At 70.1% G+C, this 10,960-nt stretch carries 13 protein-coding genes; 7 read left to right on the top strand and 6 right to left on the bottom strand.

Annotated elements, in window-relative coordinates; translation table 11 throughout:
- Positions 1 to 1,633 (bottom strand): 3-(methylthio)propionyl-CoA ligase (locus AC1D1T_RS24955; RefSeq protein ID WP_477992677.1); only part of this gene is annotated, 1,633 nt, incomplete at its 3' end.
- A 146-nt stretch (positions 1,634 to 1,779) separates the two neighbouring features.
- On the opposite strand from AC1D1T_RS24955, the gene AC1D1T_RS24960 reads away from it, so the two are divergent.
- The 6 genes from AC1D1T_RS24960 (at position 1,780) to AC1D1T_RS24985 (ending at position 6,586) form a co-directional block, all read left to right on the top strand.
- On the top strand, positions 1,780 to 3,288 hold the full coding sequence (locus AC1D1T_RS24960; protein WP_477992678.1) for a protein adenylyltransferase SelO: 1,509 nt from the start codon (positions 1,780 to 1,782) through the stop codon (positions 3,286 to 3,288).
- Positions 3,285 to 3,722: a peptide-methionine (R)-S-oxide reductase MsrB gene (gene msrB, locus AC1D1T_RS24965; protein WP_047504229.1), complete on the top strand. Its 438-nt coding sequence runs from the start codon at positions 3,285 to 3,287 to the stop codon at positions 3,720 to 3,722. Before AC1D1T_RS24960 ends, msrB begins: the two co-directional genes overlap by 4 nt.
- A gap of 36 nt (positions 3,723 to 3,758) precedes the next feature.
- Entirely contained in the window at positions 3,759 to 4,442 is a 684-nt protein-coding gene (locus AC1D1T_RS24970) for a septation protein A (protein ID WP_477992679.1), read from the top strand.
- Positions 4,443 to 4,444: 2 nt separating this feature from the next.
- Entirely contained in the window at positions 4,445 to 4,711 is a 267-nt protein-coding gene (locus AC1D1T_RS24975; RefSeq protein WP_047504237.1) for a BolA family protein, read from the top strand.
- Positions 4,712 to 4,813: 102 nt separating this feature from the next.
- Complete coding sequence (locus AC1D1T_RS24980) at positions 4,814 to 5,638, top strand: peptidylprolyl isomerase (protein WP_465111941.1); 825 nt, start codon at positions 4,814 to 4,816, stop codon at positions 5,636 to 5,638.
- 204 nt (positions 5,639 to 5,842) lie between these two features.
- The gene (locus AC1D1T_RS24985; RefSeq protein ID WP_477992680.1) at positions 5,843 to 6,586 is read left to right on the top strand and encodes a hypothetical protein; all 744 of its coding nucleotides are present in this window, start codon (positions 5,843 to 5,845) and stop codon (positions 6,584 to 6,586) included.
- On the opposite strand, the gene AC1D1T_RS24990 is transcribed toward AC1D1T_RS24985, so the two are convergent.
- Genes AC1D1T_RS24990 through AC1D1T_RS25000 form a run of 3 tightly spaced genes read right to left on the bottom strand, consistent with a single transcriptional unit; the run spans position 6,570 to position 8,846 of the window.
- A complete protein-coding gene (locus tag AC1D1T_RS24990) occupies positions 6,570 to 7,760 on the bottom strand; it encodes an amidohydrolase (protein ID WP_477992681.1) in 1,191 nt (396 codons plus the stop codon). The two genes, AC1D1T_RS24985 and AC1D1T_RS24990, sit on opposite strands and share 17 nt — an antisense overlap.
- Complete coding sequence (locus AC1D1T_RS24995) at positions 7,747 to 8,445, bottom strand: HAD-IA family hydrolase (protein ID WP_477827977.1); 699 nt, start codon at positions 8,443 to 8,445, stop codon at positions 7,747 to 7,749. The genes AC1D1T_RS24990 and AC1D1T_RS24995 overlap by 14 nt, the downstream gene beginning before the upstream one ends.
- Positions 8,446 to 8,459: 14 nt before the next feature.
- The gene (locus AC1D1T_RS25000; RefSeq protein ID WP_465111937.1) at positions 8,460 to 8,846 is read right to left on the bottom strand and encodes a helix-turn-helix domain-containing protein; all 387 of its coding nucleotides are present in this window, start codon (positions 8,844 to 8,846) and stop codon (positions 8,460 to 8,462) included.
- A gap of 176 nt (positions 8,847 to 9,022) precedes the next feature.
- Here AC1D1T_RS25000 and AC1D1T_RS25005 point away from each other — a divergent pair, with 176 nt between their 5' ends.
- Positions 9,023 to 9,373, top strand: coding sequence for a cupin domain-containing protein (locus AC1D1T_RS25005; RefSeq protein ID WP_465111936.1), 351 nt, complete (start codon positions 9,023 to 9,025; stop codon positions 9,371 to 9,373).
- Here the strand turns inward: AC1D1T_RS25005 and AC1D1T_RS25010 are convergent.
- Positions 9,355 to 10,515 carry an NAD(P)/FAD-dependent oxidoreductase gene (locus AC1D1T_RS25010; RefSeq protein ID WP_477840771.1) on the bottom strand — a complete coding sequence of 387 codons (1,161 nt, stop codon included), beginning with the start codon at positions 10,513 to 10,515 and terminating at the stop codon, positions 9,355 to 9,357. The two genes, AC1D1T_RS25005 and AC1D1T_RS25010, sit on opposite strands and share 19 nt — an antisense overlap.
- Positions 10,508 to 10,960, bottom strand: a 453-nt coding sequence (locus AC1D1T_RS25015; RefSeq protein ID WP_477992682.1) for a (2Fe-2S)-binding protein, incomplete at its 5' end; no start/stop codon positions are given. The genes AC1D1T_RS25015 and AC1D1T_RS25010, both read right to left, overlap by 8 nt.

Genomic DNA, 10,960 nt, shown 5'->3' on the forward strand with positions numbered 1-10,960 from the left:
GCTTGTAGGCCTTGAACTGATCCCGCAGCTTGAGCTTCAGCATCTTGCCGGTGGCCGTGTGCGGGATCTCGTCGACGAAAGCGACGTCGTCCGGGATCTGCCATTTCGCGATGCGCCCCTCGAACCAGCCGAGCAGCTCGCGGGCTTCCAGCGCGACGCCCGGCTTGCGCACCACCACCAGCAGCGGCCGCTCGTCCCACTTCGGGTGGGCGCAGGCGATCACCGCCGCCTCGTGCACGCCCGGGTGGCCCATCGCGATGTTCTCCAGCTCGATCGAGCTGATCCACTCGCCGCCGGACTTGATCACGTCCTTGCTGCGGTCGGTGATCTGCATGAAGCCGTCAGGGTTGATCGTCGCGACATCGCCGGTCGGGAACCACGATTGGCCGTCGACCTCGACCAGCGGAGACTCCTTCTGCCCGAAGTAGCTCTGGATCACCCACGGCCCGCGCACCAGCAGGTTGCCCGATGCGGTGCCGTCCCAGGGCAGCGGGCGCCGGTCGTCGTCGACGATCAGCATGTCAACGCCATAGACCACGCGGCCCTGGGTTTCCAGCAGCTTGTGGCGCGCCGCGTCATCGAGGCCCACGTGCTTCGCCTTCAGCTTCGACAGCGTGCCCAGCGGCGACATCTCGGTCATGCCCCAGGCGTGGATCACCTCGACATGGTGCTCCTCTTCCAGCGCCCGCATCATCGACGGCGGGCAGGCCGAGCCGCCGATCACGGTGCGGCGGAAGCTGCTGAACTTCAGGCCGTTCTGCTTCACGTAGTTCAGCAGCCCGAGCCACACCGTCGGCACGCCGGCGCTGAAGGTGACGCGTTCCGTCTCGAACAGCTCGTACAGCGACTTGCCGTCGAGGTGCGGCCCCGGCAGCACCAGCTTGGCGCCGACCAGCGCGCCGGCATACGGCAGGCCCCAGGCGTTGACGTGGAACATCGGCACGACCGGCAGGATCACGTCGGCGGCCGAGCAGGCCATCGAATCGGGCAGCGCCGCCGCGAAGGCGTGCAGCAGCGTCGAGCGGTGGCTGTACACGGCGCCCTTCGGGTGGCCGGTGGTGCCCGAGGTGTAGCAGATGCTCGACGCGGTGTTCTCGTCGAACTGCGGCCAGGCGTAGTTGCCGTCCTCGGCCTCGACCAGCTCTTCGTAGCAGGCCAGGTTCGGCAGGGGGCTGCCGGCCGGCATGTGCGCGCGATCGGTCATCAGCACGAAGTGCTTCACCTGCCCGAGCTGCGGCGCGAGCTTCTCGACCAGCGGCAGGAAGCCGAGGTCGAAGCACAGCACCTTGTCCTGCGCATCGTTGGCGATCCACGCAATCTGCTCGGGGAAGAGCCGCGGGTTGATGGTGTGGCAGACGAGGCCCGAGCCGGAGCTGCCGTAGTAGACCTCGAGGTGGCGGTAGCCGTTCCAGGCCAGCGTCGCGACGCGGTCGCCGGCCTCGCAGCCCAGCCGGGCCAGCGCCTGGGCGAGCTTGCGCGAGCGCAGCTCCAGCGCCTGCCAGGTGGTGCGGTGGATGTCGCCCTCGCAGCGCTTCGAGACGATCTCGGTGTCCGCCGCATGCCGCGCGGCATGCACGGCCAGCGAGGAGATCAGCAAGGGCATCTGCATCATCTGGCCCATCAGTCGTGACATCGACTTCTCCCGGGTGATTCGTGCGCGTCAGCGCGCAAAACGTTTGTCTTCGACGCGGGAATGATAGGGAGGCGCCACCACCGGCCGGCTGGCTGTTTACCCGTAAAAAACTCGTGCCGCGGCACGGTCATTACACTTTCGGCCCTATGAGCGCCCTGCCGATTCCCGCCGCGATCGCGGCCCCGCTGCCACCGCTGATGGGCGCCGACTGGCCCAACCGCTTCGCCGCGCTGGGCGGCGAGTTCTTCACCGAACTGCCGCCGCAAGGCCTGCCCGACCCGCACTGGGTGGCCTGGAGTGCCGATTGCGCCCGCCTGCTGGGCCTGCCGGGTGATATGCCCTCCGACCCGCGGCTGCTCGCCGCCCTCAGCGGCAACCTCGCCGAGGCGCCGATGCAGCCGCTGGCCAGCGTCTACAGCGGCCACCAGTTCGGCGTCTGGGCCGGCCAGCTGGGCGACGGCCGCGCGCTGTGGCTGGGCGAGCTGCAGACGCCCGCCGGGCCGATGGAGATCCAGCTGAAGGGCGCCGGCCTGACGCCCTACTCACGCATGGGCGACGGCCGCGCGGTGCTGCGCTCGTCGATCCGCGAGTTCCTGGCGTCGGAGGCGATGCACGCGCTGGGCGTACCGACGACGCGCGCACTCAGCATCACCGGCTCGGCGCTGCCGGTGCGGCGCGAGGAGATCGAGACCGCTGCGGTCGTCACGCGCGTCGCGCCGTCGTTCATCCGCTTCGGCCACTTCGAGCATTTCGCGCACACCGAGCCGAACGTCGACGCACTGCGCCGGCTGGTCGATTTCGTGATCGACATCGGCTACCCCGAATGCCGCGGTGCAGCACAGCCCGCCGTCGCGCTGCTCGAGGCGGTGGCCCGGCGCACCGCGCGCCTGATGGCCGACTGGCAGGCCGTCGGCTTCTGCCACGGCGTGATGAACACCGACAACATGTCGATCCTCGGGCTCACGATCGACTACGGCCCGTACGGCTTCCTCGATGCGTTCGACCCCGGCCACGTCTGCAACCACTCCGACCACCAGGGCCGCTACGCCTATGCGCGCCAGCCGAACGTCGCGTTCTGGAACCTGCATGCGCTGGCCCAGGCGCTGCTGCCGCTGATCGGCGAGCAGGACGATGCGCTCGAGGCGCTGGAGGCCTACAAGAGCGAGTTCGCCGCGACGCTCGATGCGCGCATGGCCGCCAAGCTCGGACTGTCTGGCGTGCAGGACGGCGACCGGGCGCTCGCCGAGGGCCTGCTGCAGCGCAWGGCCGCCGACCGCGCCGACTTCAGCATCACCTTCCGCCGGCTGGCCGGCTTCGACAGCCGCGAGGCTGCCGCCAACGACGCGCTGCGCGACCTCTTCATCGACCGCGAGGCCTTCGACGCCTGGGCACGGAACTATGCGGCGCGGCTGCGCTCCGAAGGCAGCGTCGATGCCGAACGCGCCTTGCGGATGAACCGGGTGAACCCCAAGTACGTGCTTCGCAACCACCTGGCCGATACCGCGATCCGCGCGGCCCGGACGGGTGATTTCAGCGAGGTGYAGCGGCTGCTGAAAGTTCTGTCCGCGCCCTTCGACGAACAGCCCGAGCACGCGGCGTATGCCGATTTCCCGCCCGACTGGGCGCAACACTTCGAGGTGTCCTGTTCATCATGAGTTCGAACGACCACGACCACCGCCCCGGCGACGACAGCCCGTACGCCGTCGCCAAGACCGACGCCGAATGGCGCGCCCAGCTGAGCCCGATGCAGTACGAGGTGGCGCGCCACGCCGCCACCGAGCGCGCCTTCACCGGCAAGTACTGGGATCACTTCAAGGCCGGCCGCTACGATTGCGTCGGCTGCGGCACGCCGCTGTTCGCATCCGACACCAAGTTCGACGCCGGCTGCGGCTGGCCGAGCTACTGGGAGCCGATCAACAGCGAGGTGATCGAGCGCGTGGTCGACCGCAGCCACGGCATGGTGCGCGTCGAGGTGCGCTGCAACAACTGCGGCTCCCACCTGGGCCACGTCTTCGAGGACGGCCCGGAGCCGACCGGCGAGCGCTTCTGCATCAATTCCGCGGCGATAGACTTCGCCCCCAAGCCGTAACTCCGGCCGCCACTTCGTCCCCGTCGACGCTCCCTGATGACCCTGCTGCTCGATTTCCTGCCGCTGCTGCTGTTCTTCGGCACCTTCAAGTTCGCCGATGCCAACAAGGACGCCGCGGCGGCCTTCGCGAGCGAGCATTTCGGTTTCCTGGTCTCGGGCGGCAGCGTCGGCCCCAGCGAGGCCGCGGTGCTGCTGGCCACGCTGGTGGTGATCGCCGCCACCTTGCTGCAGGTGCTCACGCTGAAGCTGATGCGCCGCAAGGTGCACACGATGCTGTGGGTCACGCTGGCCCTGGTGGTGGTGCTGGGCGGCGCGACCATCTGGTTCCACAACGCCACCTTCATCATGTGGAAGCCCAGCGTGCTGTACTGGGTGATGGGCTTCGCGTTCTGGTTCAGCCAGAGCGTGCTCGGCAAGAACATCCCGCAGAAGCTGATGGGCGAGCAGCTGGTGCTGCCGGCCGCCATCTGGCAGCGGCTCAATTTCGCATGGGTCGCCTTCTTCGGGCTGATGGGCCTGTTGAATCTCTACGTGGCCTACAGCTACACGCAATCGACCTGGGCCACCTTCAAGGTGTTCGGCGCGACCGGGTTGATGCTGGCGTTCGTGCTGGGCCAGGGCGTCTACCTGAGCCGTCACCTGCCCGATGACGACAAGGCTGTGCCGCCGGCCGATCCGGCCCCGGAGCCGACGAAGGAACCGACCCAGGAGAGGGGTTGAGCATGTCCGTCAGTTCGCACGAGATCGAGGCCGCGCTGCGCGAAGCGCTGCAGCCGGAAAGCCTCGCGATCACCGACGACAGCCACCTGCATGCCGGCCATGCCGGTGCGCGCGAGGGGCGGCATTTCAGCGTGCAGGTGGTGAGCGCGCAGTTCAACGATCTGTCACGTCTGAAGCGGCACCGCCTCGTATATGATGCCCTGCGAACCTTGATTCCGCGCGGCATCCACGCCCTTGCCATCGAGGCCCGCGCACCGGGTGAACGCTGATCCGAAAGACGTGACGGTGGCCCGAAGGGGTCCCACGGCAGCCCCCCGATATCCAATCCCATAGCGCACCCATTCGATTCCCCGTTGAAAGGCCATAAGCCCATGAAGAAGTCGACCCTTGCCCGCCACGCTTCGATGCTGGTGATCAGTGCTGCCCTGCTCGTGCCGGCGGCGATGGCCCAGAACGTGGCGATCGTCAACGGCAAGCCCGTGCCGAAGTCGCGCGTCGAAGCGCTGATGGCGCAAGCCACCAAGCCCGGTCCGCAAGGCGCCCAGCCGCGCACGGCCGAACTCGAAGCGCAGGTGCGCGACGAGGTCGTGCTGCGCGAGATGTTCATGCAGGAAGCCGAGAAGCGCGGCCTGACCAACAGCAACGACTACAAGCAGCAGCTCGAGCTGGCCCGCCAGAGCATCCTGATCCGCGAGCTGTTCAGCGACTACCAGAAGAAGAACCCGGTGCTCGATGCCGACGTGCAGGCCGAGTACGACAAGTTCAAGGCCCGCTCGGCCGGCACCGAATACCACGCCCGCCACATCCTGGTCGAGAAGGAAGAAGACGCGAAGGCCCTGATCGCGCAGATCAAGGGCGGCGCGAAGTTCGAGGACCTGGCGAAGAAGAATTCGAAGGACCCGGGATCGGGTGAGAACGGCGGCGACCTCGACTGGGCCAACCCCGGTTCGTACGTGCCCGAGTTCTCGCAGGCGATGATCAAGCTGAAGAAGGGCGAGATGACGCAGGAGCCGGTGAAGTCGCAGTTCGGCTACCACATCATCAAGCTGGAAGACACGCGCGATGCGCAGGTCCCGTCGATCGAAGAAGTGAAGCCGCAGATCCTGCAGGCCCTGGGCCAGCAGAAGCTCGCGAAGTTCCGCGACGAGATCCGCGCGAAGTCGAAGACGGACTACAAGTTCTCGACCGCCAACTGAGGCCGATCGGCTTTCGACAAGGGGCGCCTGCGGGCGCCCTTTTTCATGGCGCCGCGCGAGCTTCGCGTGCGTTTCTGCAACGCAAAGTAGTGCAACGGCGAATGTCGTCTGGTTCATGAGCGAAAGGGCGGCAGCCTGCACGCTCCCGGCGCGAGCCGTCCACGTAGGCTCGGGGTGTCTTTCCACGCAGTACGTTCCAAACCCATGACACCCGCCCAAACCAAGATCTCCCTGCCCACGTCCTTCCTGTTGGCTTCGACCCTGTGCGCGGCGCTGACCGCCTGCGGCGGCGGCGGCGGCGATTCCACACCCGCCGCGACGACCACCCCCACGACGCCTGCCGCGGCCAGCTTTGCCGGCTGCTTCGAGATCACCGAGGGCGTGGCCTACACCGTGACCGATCCGGGCGGCGTCCCCGACGGCGTCCGGATGGCCAAGGAAACCTTCGAGGGCGCGGTACGCAACGCTGCCGTGGAGTTCACGGACGCCACCACCGTCCGCAGCAACGCGACCTACTGGTCGCAGGACGCGAACGGCACCCGTCTGCTGGGCGGGATCCTCTACGACGCCAACGGCAACGCCATTGCCAAGGCCGTGCGCTCCGACGGCTTCACGCTGCCGCTGACCATGCAGGCCGGCGACTCCAAGACGCTGAACTACACCGAGGTGACCACGGTGCTGGCGGGCGCGTCTGCGGGCCACACCGAAACGGCTTCCTGGCAGGAGACCTGGACCTTCGAGGGCTACGAAACGGTGACGCTGGCCGGCAAGACCTTCACGGACGCGTGCCGGGTGAAGACGCTGGATGCGGACGCGGCGGCGAACGGCGACGGCCCGTCCACGCTCTGGTTCGCCAAGGGATTCGGCATCATCCGCGCCCTCCACACCAACAGCGCCGGCGCGACCGTGGAAGACATCAAGGTCGAGACCATCACCGCCCAGCCCTGACCCGGCTCGGCGCCAGCTCGCGCTCCACCAGCGCCGTGAACCAGCCGATCCCCAGCGGCAGCGCCGCGTCGTTGAAGTCGTAGCACGGGTGGTGCAGCGGCCGCGTCGGCCGCGGGGCGGCCTCGCCGCCGCCCTGCCCCAGCCACAGGTAGGCGCCGGGGCGCACCTGCAGCATGAACGCGAAGTCCTCCGACGTGAACGCCGGGCGCGCCGCCACGCCGGCCTGCAGCCCGCAGGCCCGGGCCGCCGCCAGCGCCGTCTCGGCCTCGGCCGCACTGTTGACCGTGGCCGGGTAGTAGCGCGTGTAGGTCACCTCGATCGCCGTCTCGCTGGCCTGGGCCACGCCTTGCGCGACCGCGCGCAGCGCCGCCTCGATGCGGTCCTGCGTCGCCGCATCGAAGCTGCGCACCGTGCCGGTGACGGCCACCTCGGCCGGCAGCACGTTGTGCGAATGCCCGCCCTCGATGCGCGTGACCGACAGCACCGCCGACTCGCCCGGGTCGATGCGCCGCGCCACGATGGTGTTGAGCTGGGTCACCAGCTGGCTGGCGGCGAGGATCGCATCCGGCGTCTGGTGCGGCTGCGCGGCATGGCCGCCCCGGCCGCGCACCAGGATGTCGAAGCGGTCCGCGGCCGCCATGATCGGGCCGGCGCGCGTCTGCGCCTGGCCCAGCGGCAGGTCGGGCCAGTTGTGCAAGGCGTACACGGCATCGCTCGGGAAGCGCTCGAACAAAGCATCCTGGACCATCGCGCGCGCCCCGCCATGGCCTTCCTCGGCCGGCTGGAACACGAAGTTCACCGTGCCGGCAAAGCGCCGGCTGCGCGCCAGCTGCCGCGCCGCGCCCAGCAGCATCGCGGTGTGACCGTCGTGGCCGCAGCCGTGGTGCACGCCGGCCACCTGGCTGGCATGGGCCAGGTCGCTGCGCTCCGCCATCGGCAACGCGTCCATGTCGGCGCGCAAGGCCAGGCTGCGCCCGGCCCCGTGGCGCAGCACACCCACCACGCCGGTGCCGCCCACGCCCTCGTGCACCTCCAGGCCGAGTTCACGCAACGCTGAGGCCACGATCCCCGCGGTGCGGTGCTCCTTGAACGCCAGTTCCGGATGCGCATGCAGGTCGCGCCGCAGCGCCTGCAGGGCCGGCAGCAGGTCGGCGATCTCGTCAGTGCCCGGCATCGACCGCATCCGCCAGCTGGGCCAGCGTGTGGAAGTGATGGTCGGGCCGGGTCAGCTCCTGGACTTCCAGCGTGCCGCCGAAACCGGGCTGGCCGTGGCGCCGCTCGATCCAGCAGGTCGCAAGACCCAGCCGCTTCGCGACGCCGATGTCGTGGTACTGGCTCTGCGCCACGTGCAGGTTGTCGGCGCGGGTGAAGCCGCGCGTGCTGAGGCGGCCGCGCGCGAATGCGAAGAACTGCGGGTCGGGCTTCTCGCACAGCGCGTCGTCGCAGCTGACGCTGTCGTCGAACGGCATCTCCAGCGTCTTCTCGAAGTGAGACAGCGCCCAGCGCTGCGCATTCGTCATCGCGACCAGCTTGAAGCGCGTGCGCAGCCGCTTCAGCGCCGCCACCGAATCGGGGAACGCCGGCCACACCGCCACCGAGTCGCGCAGGCCCTCGGCCAGCGCGGCCGAGTCGGGCAGGCCGAGGCCGGGCGCGATCGCATGCCACACGCGCACCAGGTCGTCCGGGTACCAGCCGGCGGCGTCGCTCGCCCGGGCCCGGCGGTAGGCGGCGAGGAAGGCGTCGTCCGTCACCGCGGCGCCGGGCACCGCCTGGCGCAGGTAGCGCAGCATCCCGCCCTCGAAATCGATCAGCGTGCCGACGACGTCGAAGGTGAGGACTTTGAAGTTCTGCAAGGGCATGGTGGTTCGTTCCGTCAGGGGTTGATGGCGCAGGGAGAAGACTGGCGCGACTGGTACTGCCCCGGCGTCATGCCGCAGACGCGCTTGAAGCGGCGCGACAGGTGGCTCTGGTCGCAGAAGCCGGCCTCGCTGGCCGCACCGGCCAGCGTCGCGCCCTGGCGCAGCAGGGCCTGGGCATGGCGCACGCGCTGCAGGTCCACGTAGCGGTGCGGCGCGATGCCGACGCGCTCGCGGAACACCGTCGCGAAGCGCCACACGCTCAGGCCGGTGAGCGCGGCCAGCCCCTGCAGCGACAGCGGCTCGGCCAGGTGGGCGTCGATGTAGGCCAGCACCGGCGCCATCGAGTGCGTGCGGCGGCGCGGCGGCGCGGGCGCGGCGGGGTCGTTCGGGAGGCTGCACATGCCTTGCAGCTTAAGAGCGGCCCGGCCGCGCGCGGCACCGTTCAGCGCCTGCAGCGCAGCATCGAATTGCGTTGTGCGTCACGCGGCGCGCAGATCCTGCGGTACGACAAGGGCGTCCTATCGGCACGGCGGCGTGCCGGCCAGACTGCGCGTCTCTTTCACTCCCCGCACCCGCCATGACGATCCAGATCCTCCGCCAATCCGCCACGCTCCCCGGTCTGCAGGACGAGGGCCCGGTCGCGCGCCCGCTGTCCGAGCCGGCGAGCACCACCCGCGGCCTGGCCGTCGAACTCGCCGGTGCCGGCGGCAACCGCAGCGGCCTCTGGGAATGCACGCCCGGCCGCTTCGAGCGCCAGCTGGTGCAGGCCGAGGTGATGCACATCCTGGCGGGCGCCTGCAGCTTCACGCCGACCGGCGGCCAGGCGCAGCAGATCCGCGCCGGCGACACGCTGTTCTTCCCGGCCGACACAACGGGTGTCTGGCACATCACCGAAACCCTGCGCAAGGTCTACGTGGTCATGGCCTGATCCTGCCGCGCCGCCGCGAAGCGCCCGATCGAGAACGCCTCGATCGGCGTCGACGTGCGCCCGGTCGCCAGCAGCTCGGCCATCACCTCGCCGACGCCCGGGCTGATCGCAAAGCCCTCGCCGTTGAAGCCGAACGCGTAGTGCAGCCCGGGCACGCGCACGCTCGGCCCCAGCACCGGCACCGCATCGCCGGTGTAGCCCTCGATGCCGCTCCAGACGCGGATCAGCTGCACGTTCTCGAACGCCGGCACGAAGCGGCGCAGCTCGCGCAGCTGGCGCAGCGTGTTGTCGGGCAGCACCTGCGAGCGCACCGGATCGCACAGCGCCGGGCCCTTGAGCCCGCCGCCGAAGACGATGTTGCCGCGCGCGATCTGGCGGAAGTACAGGCCCTCGGTCTCGATCGGCGTCGACACCCCGATCGACGGCCCGATCGCATACGGCAGCGGCTCGGTCACGCCCATCTGCGGGCCGCGCGCGTCCAGCGGCACCGGCTCGCCGAAGGCCTGCGCAAAGCGCGCCGACCAGGCCCCGGTGGTCACCAGCAGCTGGGCCGCTCGGTAGCGGCGCCCGTCGACCGTGTGCGCGACGAACTCGCCGCCCTCGCGCTCGACCTGCGCGACCTCGCTGTGCTCGTGGATGTGCGCGCCGGCGCGCTGCGCCGCGCGCGCGAAGGCCGGCCCGGCCAGGCGCGGGTTGGCATGCCCGTCCAGCGGCGACAGCGAGCCCGCCACCACCGCATCGCTGAAGATGCCCCAGCGCTCGCGCAACGCCGCGGCGCTGAACATCTGCAGGTCCAGGCCGAGCGGCTGCACCTCGCGCACGTGCTGTTCCAGCCGGGCCGCCTGCTGGTCGGTGTAGCAGACGCGCAGGTGGCCGTAGGGCACGAACTCGAGGTCCTCGCCCAGCAGCTCGTTGACGCGGCCCCACACGGCGCGCGCGCGGTTCGCGAGCGGGATCTGCTCGAGCGCGCGGCCCTGGCGGCGCACGTTGCCGAAGTTGGTGCCGCTGGCCTGGCGGCCGATCAGCTCGCGCTCCAGCAGCCGCACGCTCAGGCCGTGCCGGCGGCGCAGGAACAGCGCCGTCGTCGTGCCCATCAGGCCGCCGCCGATGACCAGCACGTCGCTGCGCAGGACTTCACTCATCGCCGGCCTCCTGCGTGCTCATCAGCAGCGGCTTCACCGGCGCCTGGCCGCGCAGGCGGCCGACCTGCTCGATCGGGATGTGCGCGCTCGCGGCGACGATCTCGGCCGCCGCATGGGCACAAAAGCGGCCCTGGCAGCGGCCCATGCCGACGCGGCTGAAGGCCTTGGCGCGGTTCAACTCCTGGCTGCCCAGCGCCCGCACGCTGTGGCGCAACTCGCCGGCCGTGACGGCCTCGCAGCGGCAGACGACCGCGTCGTCGGGCAAGGCCGCCGCGTGCGCATGCGGCCACGGGAAGGCCTGCGCCAGCCCCGCGCGGAAGCCGTCCATCGTCGCCAGCGTGCGCTGCAGGCCGGCCTGCTCGGCCGCGAAGCGCGTGCGCCCGCCTTCGTGCCCCAGGTCGTGCAGCGCGGCCAGCGCCGCCAGGCGGCCGGCCGCCTCGGCCCC

This window comes from Rhizobacter sp. P2_H3, assembly GCF_056403355.1.